The organism is Citrobacter freundii complex sp. CFNIH4 (assembly GCF_002934505.1).
Taxonomy (GTDB): Bacteria; Pseudomonadota; Gammaproteobacteria; order Enterobacterales; family Enterobacteriaceae; genus Citrobacter; species Citrobacter freundii.
This window is the reverse complement of record NZ_CP026231.1, coordinates 1,875,126-1,900,157: the sequence shown is the minus strand read 5'-3', so window position 1 is coordinate 1,900,157 and position 25,032 is coordinate 1,875,126. Positions and strand designations below refer to the sequence as shown.

Annotated in this window: 20 protein-coding genes and 2 pseudogenes; 15 read left to right on the top strand and 7 right to left on the bottom strand. The window is 51.4% G+C overall.

Annotated features, from left to right (window positions below; genetic code table 11):
* Positions 1–85 precede the first annotated feature (85 nt).
* Complete coding sequence (locus C2U41_RS09690; RefSeq protein ID WP_003020354.1) at positions 86–1,075, bottom strand: 2-hydroxyacid dehydrogenase; 990 nt, start codon at positions 1,073–1,075, stop codon at positions 86–88.
* A gap of 615 nt (positions 1,076–1,690) precedes the next feature.
* On the opposite strand from C2U41_RS09690, the gene C2U41_RS09680 reads away from it, so the two are divergent.
* The 4 genes from C2U41_RS09680 to C2U41_RS09665 all read left to right on the top strand — a co-directional run bounded on the left by C2U41_RS09680 (position 1,691) and on the right by C2U41_RS09665 (position 5,166).
* The gene (locus tag C2U41_RS09680) at positions 1,691–4,330 is read left to right on the top strand and encodes a YdbH family protein (RefSeq protein ID WP_103849155.1); all 2,640 of its coding nucleotides are present in this window, start codon (positions 1,691–1,693) and stop codon (positions 4,328–4,330) included.
* Positions 4,327–4,518 (top strand): YnbE family lipoprotein, encoded by a 192-nt coding sequence (locus C2U41_RS09675; RefSeq protein WP_003020350.1) that lies wholly within the window; start codon positions 4,327–4,329, stop codon positions 4,516–4,518. Before C2U41_RS09680 ends, C2U41_RS09675 begins: the two co-directional genes overlap by 4 nt.
* Before the next feature lie 7 nt (positions 4,519–4,525).
* Positions 4,526–4,852, top strand: a complete 327-nt coding sequence (locus C2U41_RS09670; protein ID WP_003020347.1) for a YdbL family protein — start codon at positions 4,526–4,528, stop codon at positions 4,850–4,852.
* Positions 4,853–4,974: 122 nt separating this feature from the next.
* Complete coding sequence (locus C2U41_RS09665) at positions 4,975–5,166, top strand: hypothetical protein (RefSeq protein ID WP_103849154.1); 192 nt, start codon at positions 4,975–4,977, stop codon at positions 5,164–5,166.
* Between the two features lie 43 nt (positions 5,167–5,209).
* On the opposite strand, the gene azoR is transcribed toward C2U41_RS09665, so the two are convergent.
* On the bottom strand, positions 5,210–5,815 hold the full coding sequence (gene azoR, locus C2U41_RS09660; protein ID WP_003843763.1) for an FMN-dependent NADH-azoreductase: 606 nt from the start codon (positions 5,813–5,815) through the stop codon (positions 5,210–5,212).
* Between the two features lie 201 nt (positions 5,816–6,016).
* On the opposite strand from azoR, the gene hrpA reads away from it, so the two are divergent.
* From hrpA to aldA, 3 genes are all read left to right on the top strand, one after another.
* On the top strand, positions 6,017–9,919 hold the full coding sequence (hrpA, locus tag C2U41_RS09655) for an ATP-dependent RNA helicase HrpA (protein ID WP_103849153.1): 3,903 nt from the start codon (positions 6,017–6,019) through the stop codon (positions 9,917–9,919).
* An 80-nt stretch (positions 9,920–9,999) separates the two neighbouring features.
* Positions 10,000–10,797, top strand: a complete 798-nt coding sequence (locus C2U41_RS09650) for a YdcF family protein (protein ID WP_181013980.1) — start codon at positions 10,000–10,002, stop codon at positions 10,795–10,797.
* 199 nt (positions 10,798–10,996) lie between these two features.
* Entirely contained in the window at positions 10,997–12,436 is a 1,440-nt protein-coding gene (gene aldA / locus C2U41_RS09645) for an aldehyde dehydrogenase (RefSeq protein WP_003843758.1), read from the top strand.
* 41 nt (positions 12,437–12,477) lie between these two features.
* Here aldA and C2U41_RS09640 read toward each other — a convergent pair whose 3' ends face one another.
* Entirely contained in the window at positions 12,478–13,404 is a 927-nt protein-coding gene (locus C2U41_RS09640; protein ID WP_054528418.1) for an alpha/beta hydrolase, read from the bottom strand.
* 126 nt (positions 13,405–13,530) lie between these two features.
* Complete coding sequence (gene gap, locus C2U41_RS09635; protein WP_048217789.1) at positions 13,531–14,532, bottom strand: type I glyceraldehyde-3-phosphate dehydrogenase; 1,002 nt, start codon at positions 14,530–14,532, stop codon at positions 13,531–13,533.
* 189 nt (positions 14,533–14,721) lie between these two features.
* On the opposite strand from gap, the gene cybB reads away from it, so the two are divergent.
* From cybB to C2U41_RS09620, 3 genes are all read left to right on the top strand, one after another.
* Positions 14,722–15,252 carry a cytochrome b561 gene (cybB, locus tag C2U41_RS09630; RefSeq protein ID WP_044700084.1) on the top strand — a complete coding sequence of 177 codons (531 nt, stop codon included), beginning with the start codon at positions 14,722–14,724 and terminating at the stop codon, positions 15,250–15,252.
* A 172-nt stretch (positions 15,253–15,424) separates the two neighbouring features.
* A complete protein-coding gene (locus C2U41_RS09625) occupies positions 15,425–15,844 on the top strand; it encodes a translesion error-prone DNA polymerase V autoproteolytic subunit (protein WP_003020321.1) in 420 nt (139 codons plus the stop codon).
* 2 nt (positions 15,845–15,846) lie between these two features.
* Complete coding sequence (locus C2U41_RS09620) at positions 15,847–17,115, top strand: Y-family DNA polymerase (RefSeq protein ID WP_003843755.1); 1,269 nt, start codon at positions 15,847–15,849, stop codon at positions 17,113–17,115.
* A 109-nt stretch (positions 17,116–17,224) separates the two neighbouring features.
* Here the strand turns inward: C2U41_RS09620 and fdnI are convergent, their stop codons facing one another.
* The 3 genes and pseudogenes from fdnI to fdnG all read right to left on the bottom strand — a co-directional run bounded on the left by fdnI (position 17,225) and on the right by fdnG (position 21,821).
* Complete coding sequence (gene fdnI, locus C2U41_RS09615; RefSeq protein WP_046670732.1) at positions 17,225–17,878, bottom strand: formate dehydrogenase-N subunit gamma; 654 nt, start codon at positions 17,876–17,878, stop codon at positions 17,225–17,227.
* Positions 17,871–18,758: a formate dehydrogenase subunit beta gene (fdxH, locus tag C2U41_RS09610; RefSeq protein ID WP_003020306.1), complete on the bottom strand. Its 888-nt coding sequence runs from the start codon at positions 18,756–18,758 to the stop codon at positions 17,871–17,873. The genes fdnI and fdxH overlap by 8 nt, the downstream gene beginning before the upstream one ends.
* 12 nt (positions 18,759–18,770) lie before the next feature.
* Positions 18,771–21,821, bottom strand: a pseudogene (fdnG, locus tag C2U41_RS09605) (formate dehydrogenase-N subunit alpha).
* A 175-nt stretch (positions 21,822–21,996) separates the two neighbouring features.
* On the opposite strand from fdnG, the pseudogene C2U41_RS29310 reads away from it, so the two are divergent.
* The 5 genes and pseudogenes from C2U41_RS29310 to C2U41_RS09580 form a co-directional block, all read left to right on the top strand.
* Positions 21,997–22,172 (top strand): annotated as a pseudogene (locus tag C2U41_RS29310) (DUF4113 domain-containing protein); the annotation flags it as partial.
* Positions 22,173–22,347: 175 nt separating this feature from the next.
* Positions 22,348–22,947 (top strand): reactive chlorine resistance membrane protein RclC, encoded by a 600-nt coding sequence (rclC, locus tag C2U41_RS09595; RefSeq protein WP_032939118.1) that lies wholly within the window; start codon positions 22,348–22,350, stop codon positions 22,945–22,947.
* A gap of 34 nt (positions 22,948–22,981) precedes the next feature.
* A complete protein-coding gene (locus tag C2U41_RS09590) occupies positions 22,982–23,440 on the top strand; it encodes a DUF302 domain-containing protein (protein WP_008322331.1) in 459 nt (152 codons plus the stop codon).
* A 121-nt stretch (positions 23,441–23,561) separates the two neighbouring features.
* Positions 23,562–23,837, top strand: coding sequence for a metal/formaldehyde-sensitive transcriptional repressor (locus tag C2U41_RS09585; RefSeq protein ID WP_003020296.1), 276 nt, complete (start codon positions 23,562–23,564; stop codon positions 23,835–23,837).
* 32 nt (positions 23,838–23,869) lie between these two features.
* Positions 23,870–24,988, top strand: a complete 1,119-nt coding sequence (locus C2U41_RS09580) for an S-(hydroxymethyl)glutathione dehydrogenase/class III alcohol dehydrogenase (RefSeq protein WP_003020293.1) — start codon at positions 23,870–23,872, stop codon at positions 24,986–24,988.
* Positions 24,989–25,032 lie beyond the last annotated feature (44 nt).

Here is a 25,032-nt window from a genome sequence, read left to right as displayed (position 1 = left end):
TACATTCAATATAATAATGATACTGAGTGTTTTATCATCGGTGATTGTCTGAAAATGCTCCCCTGAATCCAGGGGAGCACGGAAATCAGAAGAGGGCGTTTGGACAGGTTTCGCCTTTGGAGATTTGTGCCAGATTCTGTAGCGTAGTCTCAGAAATGCTGGTTAACGCTTCGGCGGTCAGGAACGCCTGATGCCCGGTAAACAGCACGTTATGACAGGCCGACAGGCGACGGAACACATCATCCTGAATCACGTCATTGGATTTATCTTCAAAGAACAGATCGCGTTCGTTTTCATACACGTCCATACCCAGAGAACCAATTTTCTGGTTTTTCAGCGCATCGATAGCGGCTTGCGAATCGATCAACGCCCCACGACTGGTGTTAATAACCATCACGCCGTTTTTCATTTGCTCAAAGGCTTCGTGATTAAGCAGATGATAATTCTCCGGTGTTAACGGGCAGTGCAGAGAGATGACATCGGACTCGGCAAATAGCGTTTTAAGATCGACATATTCAACGCCTAACTCCAGCGCAGCAGCACTTGGGTAGGGATCAAACGCCAGCAGGCGCATACCAAAACCTTTCAGGATCCGCAGGGCCGCAATACCGATTTTACCGGTACCGATCACCCCAGCTGTTTTGCCATACATGGTAAAGCCGGTCAGCCCTTCAAGAGAGAAGTTGGCATCACGGGTACGCTGATAAGCGCGGTGAATGCGGCGATTCAGCGTCATCATCATGCCAATCGCATGCTCAGCGACGGCTTCCGGTGAATAGGCTGGCACACGTACGACCTGCATACCCAGCTCTTTTGCAGCGTCGAGATCGACGTTGTTGAACCCGGCGCAACGTAGCGCGATATATTTCACGCCATGCTTTTTCAGCTCTTCCAGAACAGGGCGGCTACCATCGTCGTTGACGAAAATGCACACGGCTTCGCAGCCATGGGCGGTTTTGGCTGTTTTTTCCGTCAACAGAAAGTCAAAGAATTCAAGTTCAAAACCAAAAGCCTCGTTAACCTGCTGCAGGTACTTCTTGTCGTACTGTTTTGTACTATAGATGGCGAGTTTCATAAGACTTTCTCCAGTGATTTTGACGTCACATTAATCCAATTCAAATTATTTTACAAAATATAAAAAGTTATTGATAGTCATGGACGTAATGAATAATTCCAACGTATATCTGGTTAGTGTGGGCAGATTACGCGTTTTCAACAACTGGATAATTTTCATTCAGCTCATGCCGGTAAAGACAACGTGGTGAAAAAGCCAGCCGAATCACATCCTGACAGCTACGCTTATACAGGTAGCAAATATCGGGAGGAGTCATGTTAACTCACTCTGAAGCGAAACGATGGGCCACCTTAATGCTGAAGGCGGCATTATGCGATGGTATGAAACCTGATGAGATTTCCCGGCAGGTACATCTGGTCTGCGATCATCATGGTAGGGAGTGCCTCGAAGAACTCATTGAAGAAATTCTGATAGAAGCAGGTCGTATAGGACCTAAACATAGCGATGGACAACTGAGGCCCCATTGAGTCTGAATCTTAATATCCCCGACGGCACGTGTAACAGCGTGCCTATAAAACGGTTATCTATCCTTAATGTGGGCATATCCAGTTAAACATGCCACAATACGGGCCTAAACCGGCTTAAATTTTTGCTAAATCAGGATATTAACTACCCATGAAGGGTAAATATAAAGCCGTTCTGGCACTCCTCTTATTATTGATTCTCGTGCCGCTGACGCTAGTGATGACGCTTGGCCTGTGGGTGCCTACGTTGGTGGGTATCTGGTTACCCGTTGGAACACGCATCGCGCTGGACGAGAGCCCGCGGCTGACACGGCATGGGTTACATATACCTGAACTCCGCTATCTGGTTGAAGATTGTCCGCTAGCGCGCATTACTCAGGCGGATCTGTCTCACCCCAGCCGCTGGTTGCTGAATGTCGGGACCATCGAGCTGGACTCAGCTTGCCTGGCCAAATTGCCGCAGACAGAGCCGTCGCCAGTAGCGCCCAAAACGCTGGCTGAATGGCAGTCAATGCTGCCTAATACCTGGATTAACATCGACAAACTTATTCTCTCTCCATGGCAGGAATGGCAGGGAAAACTGTCACTCTCGCTCACTCCCTCCACTCAACAGCTGCGTTACCAGGGGGAAAAAGTTAAATTCCAGGGGCGTTTGCACGGGCAAAACCTCACAGTAACTGAGCTGGATGTTGCGGCATTTGAAGGCCAGCCGCCGGTAAGACTGGTCGGTGAATTTACTATGCCACTGGTGCCCGATGGACTGCCGGTAAGCGGTCATGCGGTTGCGACGTTAAGTTTGCCGCAAGAACCTACGCTTGTGGACGCCGAACTGGAGTGGCAACAAAACAGCGGACAACTGATCGTCATGGCGCGGGATAATGCCGATCCGCTGCTTGACCTTCCGTGGGAAATAACACGCCAGCAACTGACCATCAGCGACGGACGCTGGAACTGGCCTTATCAGGGATTCCCGTTAAGTGGCCGGCTGGGCATGAAAGTTGAAAACTGGCAGGCAGGACTGGAAAACGCGGTGGTGAGTGGGCGTCTGAATGTTCTGACGCATGGCGACGCCGGTAAAGGAAATGCCGTATTAACGCTGGGGCCGGGTAAGCTTGGCATGGATAGTAGCGAGATGCCGCTACAGTTGACCGGTGAAGCGAAACAGGGCGATCTGATCTTCTACGCGAAATTACCCGCGAGACTCACCGGAAGTCTGAACGATCCGCAATTGGCTTTCGAGCCAGGGGCGCTGCTGCGCTCACGTGGGCGGGTGATTGATTCGCTGGATATTGACGAGATTCGCTGGCCGCTGGCAGGGGTAAAAGTCACGCAACGCGGTGTGGATGGGCGTCTGCAGGCTATTTTACGTGCGCATGAAAACCAGATGGGGGGCTTTGAACTGCATCTGGATGGCCTGGCAAATGATTTTCTTCCTGATGCTGGTCGTTGGCAGTGGCGATATTGGGGTGAAGGCAGCTTTACGCCGATGCATGCCCGTTGGGACGTAGCGGGTAAGGGGGAATGGCATGACAATACCCTGAAGCTATTTGATCTTTCCACCGGATTTGATCATCTGCAATACGGCACGATGAAGGTGGAAAAACCACGCCTGGTGATGGACGAACCGATAGTCTGGGTGCGGGATGCAACCAAACCGACATTTAGCGGCGCGCTATCGCTGGACGCAGGTAACACCACCTTCACCGGGGGAAGCGTGTTACCACCATCGACGCTGAAGTTCAGCGTCGATGGTAGCGATCCGACAATCTTCCAGTTCAAAGGCCAGCTTCACGCTGGGGCGATTGGGCCCGTACAGTTGAATGGTCGTTGGGACGGTATCCGCCTGCGCGGACAGGCCTGGTGGCCAAAACAATCGCTCACCGTATTCCAACCTCTGATCCCACCTGACTGGAAAATGAAGCTACGAGAAGGTGAGCTGTATGCGCAGGTCGCGTTTTCGGCAGCCCCGGAGCAGGGCTTTGAAGCGGGCGGTCATGGAGTGTTAAAAGGCGGTAGCGCCTGGATGCCCGATAACCAAATCAACGGTGTCGATTTTGTATTGCCTTTCCGGTTTAGTGAAGGTGCATGGCAACTGGGTACGCGTGGACCTATTTCATTGCGTATTGCGGAAGTGGTGAATCAGGTGACGGTGAAAAATATCGCCGCCGATCTGCAGGGGGCATACCCCTGGAGTGAAAACAACCCGTTACTGTTGAGCGATGTCAGCGCTGACCTGCTGGGGGGCAAAATCATCATGCAGCAACTGCGGATGCCGCAGCACGATCCGGCCTTATTGCGAGTGCAGAATATCTCTTCCAGCGAGCTTATCAGTGCGGTTAACCCCAAACAGTTCGCCATGTCTGGCCCGGTCAGTGGCGCGTTGCCATTATGGCTGGATAACGAAAAATGGATCATCAAAGACGGCTGGTTGACTAATCCGGGGCCGATGACGTTGCGTATTGATAAGGACACCGCGGATGCGGTCGTCAAAGATAACATGGCGGCGGGGGCGGCCATTAACTGGCTGCGTTATATGGAAATAAGCCATTCGTGGACGAAAATAAATCTGGATAACCTCGGTGTCTTAACCATGCAGTCAACCGTGACTGGCAATAGTCGGGTGGATGGCAAAGTAGGTACAGTTAATTTGAATTATACCCACGAGGAAAACGTCTTTACGCTATGGCGCAGCTTGCGTTTTGGCGACAATTTACAGGCATGGCTTGAACAAAATGCAGCGCTGCCGGAAACCCATTGCCCGGAAGGCAAGGAATGTGAGGAACAACAATGAAAACGATAGCTGCCATGCTGGGTCTGCTGGCTTCATCTCTGCTGGTAGGGTGCACTCCCAGAATCGAAGTGGCTGCGCCAAAAGAGCCCATCACCATTAATATGAACGTCAAAATCGAGCATGAGATCCATATCAAAGTTGATAAAGACGTCGAAAGCTTATTGAAATCGCGCAGCGATTTGTTCTGAGGTCATGATGAGAAAACAGTTTGCAGTGGCGCTGGTCGTCCTGAGTTTACTCAGTAGCAATGCGTGGGCATTGACCCTGAATGAAGCCAGAACTCAGGGTCGAGTAGGGGAAACGCTCAATGGCTATCTGGTTGCATTGCAAACCGATGCCGAAACGCAGGCACTGGTGAGTGAGATTAATAAAGCGCGCAACGCCAGCTATCAGCAACTGGCAGAGAGCAATAATATTCCGCCAGATGAAGTAGCAAAAATGGCCGGGCAAAAGCTGGTTGCTCGCGCTAAACCGGGTGAATACGTCCAGGGTATAAATGGTAAGTGGTTGCGGAAAGAATAAATCTCTTTGTACACAACCCCTGGTCACGACGCTGACTTATTCATCGACATCGCAATAGTTGCCACACGGCATAAAATGGATGCTGATATAGTCCAACACCGGTCGCGTTGTGGGGTGAAATCATGTGGCTTCTCAAGTGGTATGTCTGGAATCGTTGGGTATTCAAACTGTTAAGCCGGGATGTCGCGGAGCCTGAACAATTTTTGCTTCATTGCTGGGAAGAGAATCTGGTGAAATGCAGGGATTATGCAACCATCTGGCGTGATATTAATCGCATTCACGGCAAACAGATACGGGTACAGGTAAAGAAGTAAGTGCCGGAGAAACCCTCTCACCGGACGGTGAGAGGGGGAATTATCAGGCAGCAACTACGCTGTCGATAGCGGCTTTCGCGTCGGATTGTGCTTTAGACGCCACTTCCGGGCCGTAAGCAATACCTTCAGCAAAGACGACATTCACGTCGGTGATGCCGATAAAGCCCAGGAATACGTTCAGGTACGGCGTGATCAGGTCGGTTGGTGTATCTTTATGGATACCACCACGGCTGGTCAGCACCACAGCGCGTTTACCCGTCACCAGACCTTCCGGGCCTTTCTCGGTATAACGGAAAGTCACACCAGCGCGGGCAATCAGGTCAAAGTAGTTTTTCAACTGCGTAGGGATGTTGAAGTTGTACATCGGCGCGGCGATAACAATCACATCATGCGCTTTCAGCTCAGCAATCAGCTCATCGGACAGCGCCAGCGCTTCCTGCTGACGCGGCGTCAGCGGTGCATCGCTCGGGCGCATCGCACCCACCAGTTCGCCATCCAGTACCGGTACAGGATTTGCTGCCAGGTCACGGACAGTGATTTCATCAGCAGAGTGCTTTTCACGCCACTGTTCAACAAAATAATCAGACAACTGACCAGACTGAGAGTACCCTGCCAGAATACTGGATTTAAGAACTAATACCTTGCTCATGGGTGTTTCCTTTTATGTGTTTGAAGGGGGTGAGCCCCGTTGCTTGTTGACACTTTATTCACAATCCTGTCGCAGTGATAGCGCAATATATCGAATCCTATGTTCGAAATTATTGAACAACACATGAAAAGCGCCGATGTGGTACTCTATACCCATCATCTAAAAGAGATTTAACCCGGCAGAGCACTGCCTTTTAACGCTATGACAGAACAACAAAAATTAACCTTCAACATGTTGCAGCAACAGCTGGATTCATTGATGCTGCGTGACAGACAGCGTTTTGCCCGCCGCCTGCACGGCGTGAAGAAGGTTAAAAATCCTGATGCACAACAGGCCATTTACCAGGAGATGGCGAAAGAGATTGAGCAGGCAGCCGGTAAAGTTGTGCTGCGTGAAGCGGCGCGTCCGGAAATCAGCTATCCGGAAAACCTGCCCGTCAGCCAGAAAAAACAGGATATTCTGGACGCAATTCGCGATCATCAGGTGGTGATTGTTGCTGGCGAGACCGGCTCGGGGAAAACCACCCAGTTACCCAAAATCTGTATGGAACTGGGGCGGGGGGTAAAAGGGCTGATCGGCCATACCCAACCGCGTCGTCTGGCGGCGCGCACCGTGGCGAACCGTATTGCGGAAGAGCTGCAGACCGAGCCGGGCGGCTGTATTGGTTATAAAGTTCGTTTCAGCGATCATGTCAGTGATAACACCATGGTCAAGCTGATGACGGACGGTATCCTGCTGGCGGAAATCCAGCAGGATCGACTGCTGATGCAGTACGACACCATCATCATCGATGAAGCGCATGAACGCAGTCTGAATATCGACTTTCTGCTCGGCTATCTGAAAGAACTTCTGCCGCGTCGCCCGGATCTAAAAATTATCATCACTTCGGCGACCATCGATCCTGAACGCTTTTCAAAGCATTTCAATAACGCGCCGATTATCGAAGTCTCCGGCCGAACGTATCCGGTGGAAGTGCGCTATCGCCCGATTGTTGAAGATGCAGATGACACCGAGCGTGACCAACTGCAGGCGATTTTTGATGCCGTAGATGAGCTAGGCCGTGAAAGTCAGGGCGACATTCTGATCTTCATGAGCGGCGAACGTGAAATCCGTGATACCGCCGATGCCCTGAATAAACTGGATTTACGCCACACCGAAGTGTTGCCGCTGTATGCGCGTCTTTCAAACAGTGAGCAGAACCGTGTATTCCAGTCGCACAGTGGTCGCCGTATCGTGCTGGCGACCAACGTGGCAGAAACGTCGCTGACCGTTCCGGGAATCAAATACGTCATTGATCCGGGCACCGCGCGTATCAGTCGCTACAGTTACCGCACCAAAGTTCAGCGCTTGCCGATTGAACCGGTGTCGCAGGCTTCTGCCAACCAGCGTAAAGGCCGCTGCGGTCGTGTGTCGGAAGGGATCTGTATTCGTCTGTATTCCGAAGACGATTTCCTGTCGCGTCCGGAGTTTACCGACCCGGAGATCCTGCGTACCAACCTGGCATCCGTTATTTTGCAGATGACCGCGTTGGGGCTGGGCGATATCGCGGCGTTCCCGTTTGTTGAAGCGCCGGATAAGCGCAATATTCAGGACGGTGTACGCCTGCTCGAAGAGCTGGGGGCGATAACCACCGACGAACAGGCAACCGCTTACAAGTTAACGCCGTTGGGCCGTCAACTGTCGCAACTGCCGGTGGATCCGCGTCTGGCGCGCATGGTGCTGGAAGCGCAAAAACATGGCTGCGTACGTGAGGCGATGATCATTACCTCGGCATTGTCCATTCAAGATCCGCGCGAGCGTCCAATGGACAAGCAGCAGGCTTCCGACGAGAAGCACCGCCGTTTCCACGATAAAGAGTCTGATTTCCTCGCGTTTGTGAACCTGTGGAACTATCTCGGCGAGCAGCAAAAAGCGTTGTCGTCAAACCAGTTTCGTCGCCAGTGCAAAGTCGACTTTCTGAACTATCTGCGCGTGCGAGAGTGGCAGGATATCTACACGCAACTGCGCCAGGTGGTGAAAGAGTTGGGTATTCCGGTTAACAGCGAACCTGCTGAATATCGGGAGATCCACGTCGCGTTGTTGACCGGTTTACTGTCTCATATCGGGATGAAAGATACCGATAAACAGGAGTTTACCGGGGCGCGTAACGCTCGCTTCTCGATCTTCCCGGGGTCAGGTTTATTCAAAAAACCGCCGAAGTGGACGATGGTAGCGGAGTTGGTGGAAACCAGCCGCTTGTGGGGACGCATTGCCGCGCGTATCGATCCTGAATGGGTGGAGCCGGTAGCCCAGCATCTGATCAAACGTTCATACAGTGAGCCGCACTGGGAACGCGCGCAGGGTGCTGTGATGGCGACAGAAAAAGTCACGGTCTACGGCTTACCGATTGTTGCGGCCCGTAAGGTGAATTACAGTCAGATCGATCCTGCGTTATCGCGTGAACTGTTCATTCGTCATGCGCTGGTGGAAGGTGACTGGCAAACGCGCCATGCGTTTTTCCGCGATAACCTGAAACTACGAGCGGAAGTGGAAGAGTTAGAACACAAATCACGCCGCCGTGACATTCTCGTCGATGACGAAACGATGTTTGAGTTCTACGACCAACGTATCAGCCATGAGGTGGTTTCTGCTCGTCACTTTGATAGCTGGTGGAAAAAGGTCAGCCGTGAAACACCGGATCTGCTCAACTTTGAAAAGAGCATGCTCATCAAAGAGGGCGCGGAGAAAATCAGTAAGCTGGATTATCCGAACTTCTGGCATCAGGGTAACCTTAAGCTGCGCCTGAGCTACCAGTTCGAACCCGGAGCCGATGCGGACGGTGTGACCGTACATATTCCACTCCCGCTGCTCAACCAGATCGACGAGAGCGGTTTTGAATGGCAAATTCCAGGGCTGCGCCGCGAACTGGTGATCGCCCTGATTAAGTCGTTACCAAAACCGGTACGACGCAACTTTGTACCCGCACCGAACTATGCGGAAGCGTTTTTAGGCCGCGTCACGCCGCTGGAACTGCCGCTGCTGGACTCGCTGGAGCGTGAACTGCGCCGCATGACTGGCGTCACCGTTGACCGTGAAGACTGGCACTGGGATCAGGTGCCCGATCACCTAAAAATCACCTTCCGGGTGGTGGATGATAAGAACAAGAAGCTGCAGGAAGGGCGTTCGCTACAGGATTTGAAAGATGCGCTGAAGGGCAAAGTTCAGGAAACATTGTCTGCGGTGGCCGATGACGGTATCGAACAGAGTGGATTGCACATCTGGAGCTTCGGCCGACTTCCGGAAAGTTACGAACAAAAACGCGGTAACTATAAGGTGAAAGCGTGGCCGGCGCTGGTCGATGAGCGTGACAGCGTTGCCATCAAACTGTTTGATAATCCGCTGGAACAACAGCAGGCGATGTGGTGCGGTTTACGCCGCCTGTTGCTGCTGAATATTCCTTCGCCAATCAAATATTTGCACGAGAAGCTGCCCAATAAAGCCAAGCTGGGACTGTACTTTAACCCGTACGGTAAAGTTCTGGATTTGATAGACGACTGTATCTCCTGCGGTGTGGATCAGTTAATTGACGCCAACGGTGGTCCGGTGTGGACCGAAGAAGGCTTTGCGGCGTTGCATGAAAAAGTGCGGGCTGAACTGAACGATACGGTGGTGGAGATTGCGAAGCAGGTCGAACAGATCCTGACCGCAGTGTTTAATATCAACAAACGTCTGAAAGGGCGCGTGGATATGACCATGGCGCTGGGGCTTGCGGATATCAAAGCGCAAATGGGCGGGCTGGTCTACCGTGGATTCGTCACCGGCAACGGTTTCAAACGTCTGGGCGATACGCTGCGTTATTTGCAGGCGATTGAAAAACGGCTGGAGAAACTGGCCATCGATCCACACCGCGATCGCGCGCAGATGCTGAAAGTGGACAGCGTGCAGCAGGCCTGGCAGCAGTGGTTCAATAAACTGCCGCCCGCGCGCCGCGAAGATGACGATGTCAAAGAGATCCGCTGGATGATAGAAGAGCTACGCGTCAGCTACTTTGCCCAGCAGCTTGGCACGCCGTATCCGATTTCGGATAAGCGTATCCTGCAGGCAATGGATCAGATTACGGGTTAACGCAGTGCTGGACCGTAGACCGGATAAGGCGTAGCCGCCATCCGGCATCTGTATCCGGTAAAGAACAAACTCCAGGAGTCATGAACATGAGACAGTTTCCGCCACTTTCCGCCACCACCCTTGCGGCGATTAACACCGTGGGGCGATGGCTGGCGCAAAATGATTTCGCTGAAAATATCACGGTGCAGACAGATTGCGTGATTCTGGCCGGGAACGCAGTGATCCCGACCATCGATGCAGCCTGTCGGATAGCGAAAGAGCAACAGGTTCCCTTGCTGATTAGCGGCGGTATCGGTCACTCAACGACCTTTCTGTATGCCGCCATCGCAGAGCATCCACGCTACCACACGATTCGTACCACTGGTCGCGCGGAAGCGGCGATCCTTGCCGATATCGCGCACCAGTTCTGGCACATTCCTGGTGAGAAGATTTGGGTAGAGGATCAGTCCACCAACTGTGGGGAGAACGCCCGGTTTAGCTGTGCGTTACTGCGTCAGGCGACCCAAACCATGGGGACCGTCATTGTGGTGCAAGACCCTACCATGCAGCGCCGCACCATGGCGACATTTGAACGCGTCACGCGTGACGACCCTCAGGCCCCACGCTGGATCAGTTTCCCCGGTTTTGTCCCCGAGTTGATTGAGCAGGGCGACGGCGTGGATTTTGCCCCGACCGCCGAAGGTCTGTGGTCGGTGGATCGTTACCTGTCTCTCATTACCGGTGAGCTTCCGCGCCTGCGTGATGATGCAACCGGCTACGGGCCTTGCGGCCGCGATTTTATCGCCCATGTTGATATTCCTCAGGACGTTGAGCAAGCCTGGCAGCAGCTAAAAAATGATACCGCGCTGACCGACTTACTTGAGAGCCGTTCTCTGTAATCCCTTCTGCCCGTTTGTCGGCGTTTTACGGCAAACGGGCAGAAAGCCCACCCGTTTTTTCTCTTAATCATCACTTTGCCAGGCGCTTTTATGAAGCAGTTCACAGAACCGCCACTCCAGCGATAATGCGCCATGCATGATTGATATTAATTAACAATAGTTTTACTTGTTGAAAACAAATCAATCACAGGAGAGCCGCATGTCAGTACCCGTACAACATCCTATGTATATCGATGGGCAGTTTGTGACTTGGCACGATGACGCCTGGATTGATGTCGTCAATCCGGCCACGGAAGAGATTATCTCGCGTATTCCCGATGGGCGTGCCGAAGACGCACGTAAAGCGATCGATGCCGCGGATCGCGCTCAGCCGCAATGGGAAGCGTTGCCTGCCATTGAACGGGCAAACTGGTTACGCAAAATTTCTGCGGGTATCCGCCAGCGAGCCGATGAAATCAGCGCGTTGATTGTGGCGGAAGGTGGAAAAATTCGACAACTGGCTGACGTTGAAGTCGCGTTTACCGCCGACTATATCGATTACATGGCGGAGTGGGCGCGTCGCTATGAAGGTGAGATCCTGCAAAGCGATCGCCCGGGTGAGAATATCCTGCTGTTTAAGCGTGCACTGGGCGTGACGACGGGCATTCTGCCGTGGAACTTCCCGTTTTTCCTGATTGCCCGCAAACTGGCTCCCGCCTTGCTGACGGGGAATACCATTGTCATTAAGCCGAGTGAATTCACACCGAATAACGCCATCGCCTTTGCTAAAATTGTTGATGACATTGGTTTACCGCGCGGGGTCTTTAATCTGGTGCTGGGACGCGGTGAAACGGTCGGTCAGGAGCTGGCTGGAAACCCCAAGGTGGCGATGGTGAGTATGACCGGCAGCGTCGGTGCGGGCGAGAAAATTATGGCCGCAGCGGCCAAAAACATCACTAAAGTTTGTCTGGAGTTGGGTGGTAAAGCTCCGGCTATCGTGATGAACGATGCTGATCTTGAGCTGGCGGTGAAGGCCATTGTTGACTCGCGGGTGATCAATACCGGACAGGTATGCAACTGTGCTGAGCGCGTATACGTTCAGAAAGGTATCTATGACCGGTTCGTTAATCGTTTGGGTGAGGCGATGAAAGCCGTGCAGTTTGGCAATCCGGCCGAACGCAATGACATTGCGATGGGGCCGCTGATTAACGCCGCTGCGCTGGATCGTGTGGAGCAGAAAGTCGCACGAGCGGTGCAGGAAGGGGCCAGAGTGGCGCTGGGCGGTAAGGCTGTTGTCGGCAAAGGTTATTACTACCCGCCGACGTTACTGTTAGACGTGCGCCAGGAGATGGCGATTATGCACGAGGAGACGTTTGGTCCGGTGCTGCCGGTGGTGGCGTTTGATACGCTGGAACAGGCGTTGACAATGGCCAATGACAGCGACTACGGTCTGACCTCATCGATCTATACGCAGAATCTGAATACGGCAATGAAGGCGATTAAGGGGCTGAAGTTTGGCGAAACCTATATTAATCGTGAAAACTTCGAGGCGATGCAGGGCTTCCACGCTGGCTGGCGTAAGTCCGGGATTGGCGGGGCTGATGGTAAACATGGCCTGAACGAATACCTGCAAACGCAAGTGGTGTATCTGCAGTCCTAAGTTTTTCGCCGGGTGAGTCTTTACGCCACCCGGCGCCATCCTCACACTTTAGTGGCTACCCAGTTCATCATCATTTCCGGCCAGATGGCCAGCGGTAACCCTTGCGCATCGCGAATACCAAATCCGTGCTTACCGCGTTCAAACAGATGCATTTCGACCGGAACGCCCTGCTCACGTAGCGCATTAAAGAAGACCAGGCTGTTTTCTACCTTCACCGCCGGATCGTCAATGGCGTGTAGCAGGAATGTCGGCGGCGTTGTGCTATCCACGCGTTCTTCCAGAGAATAGTGGCGCAGATCTTCCTTTTCGGGCTTAGCGCCAACCAGCTCAAGACGAGATCCCGGGTGACCGATGTCTTCGCGCAGAGTGACAACCGGGTACACCAGTGCCATAAACGCAGGGCGCGCAGGTTGCTCGTCTACGTTATCTATCGGCATATAAACCGTTTCGGCAAACCGGGTTCCCAGACTGGCGGCCACGTGACCACCGGAAGAGAAGCCCAACACACCGATACGATCAGGGTTAATTTTCCATTCATGGGCGTTGGCGCGAATGTAGCGCATGGCGCGCTGGGCATCGGCCAGCGGCGCGTTTGCGCCTTCCTCATGGCCATCACCCGGCATACGGTAGGTCATCACAAACAGGGTATAACCGCGGGCGTTAAAGAACGGTGCCAGTACGCTGCCTTCTTTATCCATCACCACGCGACGATAAGAGCCGCCTGGCGTGACAAGGATCCCTATGCCGTTAGGTTTTGCGGGGGCATAAACGGTAATTTCCGGGGCGCGAATACCGGTGACCGCACGATCATACTGAGATGTTCCTGTATGTCGGGGTTCAGGCGTAAACACCGCATCGCTGTTTTTTGCTCCGGGGGCTTCACCCTGCGGCCAGAATGAGACGGTGGTGGCCTTAGCAACGGCTTGCTCCATCATGTTTTCTAACGTTTCACGACTCAGTGCTTCCATTACTATGCTCCCTCAGTGGCAAAGGTTAGCTATAGCACAGTCAGTGAATCGAAAACGGGGAGAGACTCACAACGTATTGAATTCGCGGGAAATGAAAGAGGGCGGAGGCGAGCCTCCGCCAGAACATTAGAGCTTGATAAATTTATCCAGCGTACGAATAAGTTGGGTGACAAAACCGTATTCGTTATCGTACCAGGCGACTGTTTTTACCAGTTGCAGATCGCCCACTTCGGTAATTTCGGTTTGTGTCGCATCAAATACCGAACCGAAATGCGAGCCAATGACATCTGACGAGACGATTTCCTCATCGGTATAACCAAATGACTCATTGTCTTGCGTGGCTTTTTTCAGCGCGTTGTTGACCTCTTCAGCAGTGACTTTTTTCCCCAATACCGATACCAGTTCCGTGACGGATCCTGTTTTCACCGGAACACGCTGGGCGTGGCCTTTTAATTTTCCGCTCAATGCCGGAATGACCAGACCAATGGCTTTGGCGGCTCCGGTGGTATGGGGAATGATATTCTCCGCTGCTGCCCGTGAGGCGCGCAGATCTTTCCCGCGAGGTCCATCAACCAGCGACTGCGTTCCCGTGTAGGCGTGGATGGTGGTCATGGTGCCAAGCTGAATACCGAAGCTGTCGTGCAGGGCTTTCGCCATCGGTGCGAGGCAGTTAGTGGTGCACGATGCGACCGAGATAATCCGATCGTTCGCATCCATTGTATCGTCGTTGACGTTAAAGACGATGGTTTTCATATCGCCAGCCGGGGCGGATATCAGCACTTTTTTGGCCCCTGCATCCAGGTGCGCGTTGGCTTTTTCTATCGAGGTATAAAAACCGGTGCATTCGATGATTATCTCAGCGCCAGTGGTTTTCCATGGGATATTTTTGGCCTCTTTTTCTGCGTAAACCGCGATTTTTTTACCGTCGACAATCAACGCGTCTTCGGTAAAGTCGATGCTCCAGGGAAACGGGCCGTAGTTTGAATCGTGCTTTAACAGATAGGCGAGAATTTTGGGCGAGGTGAGGTCATTAATGGCCACAACCTCCACGTTGCTTTTGACTTCCAGTAGTCGACGCAATACCAGACGACCGATACGACCAAAACCGTTAATGCCAATTTTACTCATGGTTTTCTCCTGTCAGGATGAGGCGGTACGACATATTTTCCCTACCAGGCTTAGTCCAGACAGGCATCCTCGGCAATAGCGGTTCTTGCGGTTAAGCGTAAGCGACTGAAAATGGGTGAACAAAAGTTAATGAATTTTTAACAAAAGCCCGTTATGTTGACGCATTATTGTTTTTATTCAGGAAGTGTTATGGGGAATAAGTATTCTGGCCTGCAAATCGGTATTCACTGGCTGGTCTTTTTGTTGGTTATTGTGGCGTACAGCGCCATGGAGTTTCGCGGATTTTTCCCGCGCAGCTATCGCCCCTTGTTCAACATGGTGCACGTCTCCTGCGGTATCACTATTTTAACGCTGATGGTGGCGCGTCTGCTGGTCAGGCTGAAATACCCGGCTCCGCCGATTGTGCCAAAACCGAAGCCGATGATGACCGGAATGGCGCATCTGGGGCATCTGGTTATCTATCTGTTGTTTATTGTCCTGCCGATTATTGGGCTGGTGATGATGTACAACCGGGGTAACCCGTGGATTGCATTCGGCATCGTTATGCCACATGCGCCAGAGGCCAACTTTGATTTAGTGGATATGCTGAAGTCCTGGCACGTAACGCTGGCAAACCTGGGTTATTTTGTTATTGCTCTGCATGCTGGTGCTGCCCTGATGCATCACTATTTCTGGAAGGACAATACGTTGTTGCGCATGATGCCGCGAAAACGCTCCTGAGGTAATGCCCCGCAAATGCGGGGCATTTTTTTAGCCGATTATTTTTCCAGACATCATAAAAGCTTATCGACAAGATGGTTAAACAACGCTCAATTCGCCACACTTGTCACTTGATCACTGTCTTCATTAAAACTACTGTATATAAATACAGTTACATGAGAGGCAGATTATTATGTTGTTTTTCCAGCCAGTTGAACACCGCGAAATCAAACACTTCCCGCTATTTAGCGATCTCGTGCCCTGCGGTTTTCCCTCTCCTGCGCAGGATTACGTTGAGAAACGTATCGATCTCAACGATCTGTTGGTGCAGCATCCCAGCGCAACCTATTTTGTTAAATCGTCTGGCGACTCCATGATGGGGGCAGGGATCGGTGCTGGCGACTTGCTGGTAGTCGACAGTGCCAGAAAAGCGGCCCACGGAGACATTGTGGTTGCTGCTATTGAAGGCGAATTCACCGTTAAGCGCCTGCAATTGCATCCGGTGGTGATGTTGAAGCCAGAGAACAGCGCCTACGCGCCGATCATGATCGGCAGCGAGGACACGCTGGATATATTTGGCGTGGTGACATTCATCATTAAATCTGCGGGCTGATTATGTTTGCGCTGGTGGATGTTAATTCATTTTATGCCAGCTGTGAGTCGGCATTCCGGCCCGATCTTAAGGGCAAACCCGTTGTCGTTCTTTCAAATAACGATGGCTGTGTCATTGCCAGTAGTGCGGAGGCAAAAGCGCTTGGCGTTAATATGGGTGCACCATATTTCAAACAGAAAGATCTGTTCAGGCGCTATGGCGTGTTCTGTTTTAGTTCGAACTACGAATTGTATGCGGATATGAGCAGCAGGGTGATGTCGATTCTGGAGGAGCTGTCGCCGCGTGTGGAGATGTACAGTATTGATGAAGCCTTTTGCGATTTAACGGGCGTGCGAAACTGCCGGGATCTGACGGATTTTGGTCGGGAAATCAGAGCAACCATTTTACAAAAAACACGCCTCAAGGTTGGGGTCGGTATCGCCCAGACCAAAACCCTGGCCAAGCTGGCTAACCATGCTGCCAAAAAGTGGCAGGAACAGACTGGCGGGGTGGTGGATCTCTCGAATATTGAGCGCCAGCGTAAGCTGATGACTGCGCTTCCGGTTGATGAAGTCTGGGGTGTTGGACGCCGTATCAGTAAAAAACTTGACGCTATGGGCATTAAAACGGTCTGCGACCTGGCAGATACCGATATTCGCTTTATCCGCAAACATTTCAATGTTGTGCTTGAGCGCACTGTGCGGGAATTGCGCGGTGAACCTTGCCTGGAGCTGGAGGAGTTTGCGCCAGTTAAGCAGGAAATTATCTGCTCAAGATCGTTTGGTGAAAAACTCACGGATTACAACGCGATGCGAGAGGCAATTTGTACCTATGCTTCACGTGCTGCGGAAAAGCTGCGCAGAGAGCACCAGTTCTGCCGGTTTATCTCTACGTTTATCAAAACCAGCCCATTTTCCCTGAATGAACCGTATTACGGTAACAGCGCATCGATAAAACTGCTGACACCAACCCAGGATAGTCGGGAAATTATAAGGGCGGCCACATGTAGCCTGGACGCAATATGGCGAGAGGGGCTACGTTATCAAAAAGCAGGGGTCATGCTGGGCGATTTTTTTAGCTCAGGTGTTGCACAGTTGAATCTTTTTGATGACAACGCTCCACGGCATAACAGTGATAAGCTGATGGCCGTTCTGGATACGCTCAATGCTGAAAAGGGTAAAGGAACGCTCTATTTTGCCGGACAAGGTATACAACAACCGTGGGCGATGAAGCGAGATATGCTCTCACCGCGTTATACCACGAGATACAGTGATTTGCTGCGGGTTGGATAGGGTCTGGGAGGGCCTTTTATTCGCCTGATAATCAGGTCTCGCAGCACCGCAGCATATCACTGGGCCATTGAGAGAATAAGACCGCTGAATAACAGCGGCCTTATTGCTTTTATTTAGACTCTAATTCCGATGCTTTTTCTTCAGTAAGTTCAACCTCACGATACCAGCGAGGATGGTGTTTCTTCGCCCAGCGTCGACTCACTTTCCCTTCGATCATACCTTTAATTGAACCTTTTACCCAAAACGCCATGTACATATGGATCAGAATGGCGTGGATCAGCACAATGGCTGCTGTCGCGTGGATTAACAAACTCCAACGAACAATGTTAATTGAGAAATAATGGGCAAAGTAGGGCCTCCAGATAATAACGCCGGTAATCAGTAATACCAGAATTAGACTCATGATGCTCCAGAACATCATTTTCTGCCCTGCGTTGTATTTCCCCACATCAGCGACTTTATGCTCATTGCCTTTAAGTACCTCAACGATCCCTTTAATCCAGGGAAGGTCCTGTTTATCGGGAATGTTGTGGTGTACAAAACGGACGAACATAAACATCAGCACGATGAAAATCATCACCCCGAAAAACGGATGTAGAATTCGCCCCATTTGCGGTGTACCGAAAGTTTCGGTGAGCCATTGCAACGTCGGGAAGAACAGCGCAATACCGGAAAGCGACACCAGGAAGAAGCTTATTACCACCGTCCAGTGACAAGCACGGTCGATGAATTTGGTGCGCAGAATCATTTTGCTTTTACTCATGACCGTTCTCCTCTTCATCATCATCCGTCTCTTTGTTTGGGCCGACTCCCACGTAGTGGTAAATCAGCCCGGCAAAGGTGGCGATAAATCCGGCGGCGGAGAGTGGTTTTAAAATCCCCTTCCAGAGGTTCACTGGTGCGGCGATTTTTGGCTCATCCGGCAGATTGTGGTACAGCGATGGTTGATCCGCGTGATGAAGTACATACATCACGTGGGTGCCGCCGACCCCTTGTGGGTTGTAGATGCCCGCATTGGCATAGCCGCGTTTTTTCAACTGCGCCACGCGAGTTTCCGCTACATTGAGCATCTCTTTTTTGGTGCCAAACTGGATAGCGCCGGTCGGACAAGTTTTCACGCAGGCCGGTTCCTGGCCCACGCTGACCCGGTCAACACACAGCGTACATTTGTAGACCCGGTTATCTTCGGGATTAAGTCGCGGAATATTGAACGGGCAGCCAGCAATGCAGTAGCCACAGCCAATACAGTGCTCGGACTGAAAGTCGACAATCCCGTTGGCATACTGAATGATTGCTCCAGCGGATGGACAGGCTTTCAAACAGCCGGGATCGGCGCAGTGCATGCAGCCGTCTTTGCGGATCAGCCATTCCAGCTTGTCGTTTTGGGTGGTTTCGCTAAAGCGCATCACCGTCCAGGACTTAGCGCTGAGATCGGTCGGGTTGTCGTAGACGCCGTTGCAGTAGCCCACTTCATCGCGAATATCGTTCCACTCTGAGCAGGCGACCTGACAGCCTTTACAGCCAATACAGGTAGTGACATCAATTAATTTTGCCACTTCTGCACGGTAATCCCGCGCCTGGGGCGGCGGCGTGATGCTGTTCGTCGCCGAGCGTTTAATAATATCTTGTGATTGCATAGCCATGAGTTCCCTTCCTTACGCTCGCTCGATGTTGACCAGAAACGCTTTATACTCCGGTGTTTGCGAGTTCGCGTCACCCACCGATGGCGTTAACGTATTGGCGAGGAACCCTTTGCGTGTGGCGCCTTCAAAGCCCCAGTGACAAGGGATACCGATAGTATCGACTTGCTTACCATCGATCGTCAGCGTTTGCAGACGTTTGGTGACCACCGCCTTCGCTTTGATAAAGCCGCGTTTCGACATCACTTTCACCGTATCACCTGCCGCAATGCCTTTTTTGCTCGCCAGCGCCTCACCGATTTCGATGAATTGATCGGGTTGAGCAATGGCGTTGAGCAGCGCATGTTTGGTCTAGTGGCGGAACAGTTCGGTAATGGAGTAAGTTGTGGCGACGTACGGGAAGGCATCCGCTTTACCCATATTGGCGATATCGTCATGGTAGATACGCGCAACTGGGCTGGATACAACATCCGGGTGCAGCGGGTTGGTACCAATAGGCGACTCAATGGGTTCGTAATGTTCCGGGAATGGCCCGTCGTTCATTTTGTCGATGGAGAACAGACGCGCTACGCCTTCCGGATTCATGATAAACGGACCAACGTTGCTGCCCGGTGCGGCCTGGCCGTAGTCGGCTACGTCCATACCGGCCCATTTTTTGCCATTCCAATGCAGCAGGGTTCGTTTGGGATCCCACGGTTTTCCTGATGGATCGGCCGAAGCGCGATTGTAGAGAATACGGCGGTTGGCAGGCCATGACCACGCCCAGCCCGGTGTGCAGCCCAGACCATACGGATCGCTGTTGTCGCGATTGGCCATCTGGTTGCCTTGTTCAGTCCAGCTTCCGCAGTAGACCCAGCAGAAACTGCTGGTCGAGCCGTCATCGCGCAACTGTGCAAAGCTGCTGAGCTGCTGGCCTTTTTTGGCTATAAGCTGGCCTTTGTCATCATAAAGGTCTTCAAGCGCCTGGCCATTTGCTTCACGCGCAATCTCTTCTGGGTGTGGGTCGTATGGATCTTTATAATTCCAGGCAATATTCAACAAGGGTTGCGGATTCGCTCCACCTTCCTGTTGATACAACTCGCGCAGCCGCATAAACAGGCGACCAAGGATCTTCCCGTCATGTAAGGCTTCACCTGGTGGTTCTGCCGCAGCCCAGTGCCACTGCAACCAACGCCCGGAGTTAGCGATTGAACCATTTTCTTCAGCAAAGCAGGAAGAGGGCAGACGGAAAACTTCGGTCTGAATATCTGCCGGGTTTACATCGTTCATCTCGCCATGATTTTGCCAAAAATTGGACGACTCAGTGACCAGCGGATCGATAACCACCATATATTTCAGTTTTGAAAGCGCGCGAGTTGATTTGTTTTTATCTGGAAACGCCGCCAGCGGATTGAAGCCCTGAACGATGTAACCATTAATCTTCCCTTCGAGCATCAATTCAGCCTGGGTCATTACGTCATACAGGCGATCCCATTTAGGTAGCCAGTCGTAGCCCCAGTTATTTTCCACTGTTGCATTGTCGCCCCAGAAACTTTTCATCATGCTAACAAAGAACTTCGGCGTATTTTGCCAGTAATTGACCTCATTCACGCCTAGCGCAGGCGGCGTGATTTGCGAAATATAGGTCTGGTAGTCTGGCTGTTTTTCCGACGGCAGCGGCATATAGCCCGGCAGGTTCGTCGACAACAAGCCAAGATCGGTATAGCCCTGAATATTGGAGTGGCCACGTAAGGCGTTAACGCCACCGCCCGCCATGCCTATATTGCCCAGTAGCAACTGGAGCATAGCGGCGGCGCGGATAATCTGTGCCCCGGCGGAGTGGTGTGTCCAACCCAACGCATACAGAATAGTAGCGGTGCGGTCAGGCACGCTGGTGCTGGCGAGAATTTCGCAGATACGATTGAAATCTGCCACTGAGGTCCCACACAACCGGTTAACCATTTCTGGCGTATAGCGGTCGACGTGGGCTTTCAGCAAATTCCACACGCAGCGTGGATGAGACAATGTTTCATCACGCAGGGCATTACCCTGTTCGTCAAGCTGATAGAACCAGCTCGATTTATCGTACTGGCGCTTTTTATCGTCATAGCCACTGAACAAGCCGTCGTCGAACTGATAGTCATCACGGATAATCAGGCTGGCGTTAGTGTAATGGCGCACATAGTCGTGCTGCACCTGGTTGTTTTCGAGCAGATAACGGATTACACCGAGCAGGAATGCGGTGTCGGAACCCGCGCGTATTGGCGCATACAGATCGGCGACGGCGGCACTACGGTTAAAACGCGGGTCGACAACCACCACGGTGGCGTCGTTTTTAGTTTGCGCTTCGACTACCCATTTAAAGCCTACCGGATGTGCCTCAGCGGCATTACCGCCCATAATAAGCACTACGTTGGCATTTTTAATATCGACCCAGTTGTTGGTCATCGCACCACGTCCAAACGTTGGTGCAAGAGCAGCAACGGTGGGGCCATGACATAACCGTGCCTGACAGTCGATAGCGACCATACCTAGTCCGCGAGCAAATTTACCGTCGAGGATCCCGGTTTCATTACTTGCCGCTGAGGAGCATAGCATGCCCGTGGTGGACCATCGGTTGACGGTAACGCCCTGGGCATTTTTCTCAATAAAGTTGGCATCGCGGTCATCTTTCATAAGTCGGGCAATACGATTAATCGCATCATCCCAGCTAATACGCTGCCATTTATCCGAACCCGGTGCGCGATATTCGGGATACTGCAGACGGGTTTCACTATGAATATAATCCAGCACGCCAGCGCCTTTAGGGCACAACGATCCACGGCTCACCGGATGATCCGGATCGCCCTCAATATGGTAGATACTTTCTTTGACGTTTTTGGCTGTATCGCCAAGGCTGTACATCAGCATGCCGCAGCCTACTGAGCAGTACGTACAGTTATTACGTGTCTCTTTTGCTTTTAAGAGTTTGTATTGACGGGTTTCCGCGTGAACGGAAAAAGATGATAAGAATCCGAGAGATGCAACAGTTGTTCCTGCCATACCGCCCGCGCAGATTCGAAAGAACTGCCTCCGGCTGAGCTCCATTTTTTTCTCCAGCTTAAACTTAAGACATGAAAAAGTATGGTTATTGTAAGGTTAAATTGTTTTATAAACCATTAACTTTTAGTGGTTATTGACGTGGGAGCATATTAATGCTGTAAGCCTGGGGTATGGATTGGTAAAAATTGATCATGTCAGGTTGGTTGCCGATACGTACGGTGAACTGAATCTTTTTGACGACAACCTAACGCCGCGGCGTAACAGCGATAAACTGATGGAGGTATCTGGGAAAAGGGTAAAGGAACGCTCTGCTTTGCCGGACAAGGGATACAGCAACCGTGGGCGATGAAGAGAGACATGCTTTCACCACGTTATACAACGATTTGCTACGAGTAGTTTGATAGCCAAACCGAAAACAAGGAGTTCATTCCACTCAACCGAACTTATCCATAGTCTATATTTTGACCTTTACAGACGATCAAACAAAAATTATAGATTCCTGAACATATAGTCATATAAATAACAAGGTTATAAAGGTCGTGATTTCTACAACACAGGACCTCTGGATATGATGGATAAACTATACCAATATGTTTCAACGAAAGAAAACGTGGGAATAAATCTTTGTCGCATTTCTATTGCCATTGTATTTATGTGGATAGGATTGTTGAAGTTCATTCCCTATGAAGCAGATAGCATCGTTCCTTTTGTAGCTAATAGCCCATTTATGTCTTTCTTTTATAACGATCCGAGTAATTATACTCAGTTTATGAACCATGAGGGCGAATTAATAGAGGCTAACCGCGCATGGCATCATGCGAATAATACTTATGGGTACTCTACCGGACTTGGTATTGTTGAAGTCATTTTTTCATTATTAATCCTTGCTCATTATGTGTCACCAAAAATCGGCTTTTGGGGGGCAACACTTGCCTTCTTAACTCCTTTTGTCACTCTGACATTCCTGATATTTACACCAGAAACATGGGTAAGTGGCCAGGATTCTCACACCGGGTTTCCCTATCTTTCTGGCGCCGGGCGACTGGTCTTAAAAGACACGATAATGATGGCTGCGGGTCTTATTGCGATGGTGCATTCTGCCAAGTGTATCCTTGCACAGAATCAGCACGAGAGAGATTATACCGGCAAAGTATCCGCTGGTCTTAGATAGCTTTCCAGACTATCGTTAAATTAAGGATGTTGTGATGCTTCGGTCTCTAAAAAATATATTTATTACAGCTGCATTGTATCTGCTTATGACGGTAACCAGTCATGCTGCCAACACCGGGAATACTATGATCAAAACGTATAGTACTTATAATTACCAGCAGACCAGAGAGCATCTCATTGCTGCCATTGAGAGTAATAATCTTGTTTTTTTTGGAGAATTTGATCATGCGAAAGAGGCTAAAAATGCTGGACTAACCATGTTACCCACAACCGTCATTATTTTTGGCAATCCTAAAGGTGGCACATCATTAATGCAGGCATATCCTGATATGGCGCTCGACCTTCCCTTTAGAGTATTGATTCGGGAAGAGTCGGATGGACGTGTAGTAGTTGGATATCACCCGGTTGAGATATTACAGACTTATGGACCAGATACTGCGGCAATTCAACCCTTAAAAAATCTGGAAAAATTAGTTCAGAAAGCCATTCAGTGACCTGGCGACCAGGGCTCATCTGACGAGGCCTGGTCGTCACCCCCTCATTAAATAGATGTTAGTTTTTTACAATTACATAAAAATTCTGATAGTATACCCCCCTATAGTATATGGAGGGCGTATGCCGCATTCACCCGAAGATAAAAAACGCATTCTCACTCGTGTACGCCGTATTCGCGGTCAGGTTGATGCGCTTGAGCGCGCACTGGAATCTGGCGAACCATGCCTGTCGATCCTGCAACAAATTGCCGCCGTACGCGGCGCATCCAATGGTCTGATGGGCGAAATGGTTGAGATCCACCTGAAAGATGAACTGGTCAGTGGGGAGACAACACCAGACCAGCGAGCTGTGCGCATGGCTGAGATCGGCCATCTTCTGCGTGCTTATCTAAAATAACACCATCACCTTGCAATAATGGGAAGAGACAAATGAAATCACGTGCAGCAGTTGCATTTGGCCCCGGCCAACCGTTAAAAATTGTTGAAATCGACGTCGCACCACCAAAGAAAGGTGAAGTGCTGGTTAAAATTACCCACACCGGCGTGTGCCATACTGACGCTTTTACGCTCTCAGGCGACGATCCGGAAGGCGTGTTCCCGGCGGTACTGGGCCATGAAGGCGGCGGCATTGTGGTTGAAGTGGGGGAAGGCGTCACCAGCCTGAAACCGGGCGATCATGTGATCCCGCTGTACACCGCAGAGTGCGGCGAGTGCAAGTTCTGTAAATCGGGTAAAACTAACTTGTGTCAGGCCGTGCGGGCGACACAGGGCAAAGGTCTGATGCCTGATGGCACAACGCGCTTCTCCTATAACGGCGAGCCGATTTATCACTATATGGGCACCAGTACCTTCAGCGAATATACCGTTTGCGCAGAGATCTCGCTGGCGAAGGTTAACCCGCAGGCTCCGCTGGATAAAGTGTGTCTGCTGGGATGTGGCGTGACCACCGGTATCGGAGCGGTCCATAACACCGCGAAAGTGAAGGAAGGCGATACCGTAGCCGTATTTGGTCTGGGCGGTATTGGCCTGGCGGTGATTCAGGGCGCAGTGCAGGCAAAAGCCGGGCGTATTCTGGCTGTTGATACCAATCCGGAGAAATTCAAATTGGCTGGTGAAATGGGCGCGACCGATTTCATCAACCCAAACGATTACGATAAGCCGGTGCAGGACGTGATTGTTGAGCTCACCGACGGTGGCGTGGACTTTAGCTTTGAGTGTATCGGCAACGTTAACGTGATGCGTGCGGCGCTGGAGTGTTGCCATAAAGGGTGGGGCGAAAGCATCATCATTGGGGTGGCGGGTGCCGGTCAGGAGATCAAAACACGTCCGTTCCAGTTAGTAACCGGTCGCGTGTGGCGCGGTTCCGCGTTTGGCGGCGTAAAAGGGCGCACTCAGTTGCCGGGTATGGTCGAAGAAGCAATGAGCGGAAAAATTCAGTTAGATCCGTTTATTACGCATCGCCTGCCTCTGGAGCAGATTAACGAAGCGTTCGATTTAATGCATCAGGGTAAATCCATCCGTACCGTTATCCATTTTGGTGATAACTGATTCATTGGCCAGCGGATTTCACCGCTGGCACTTTCCTGAATTTT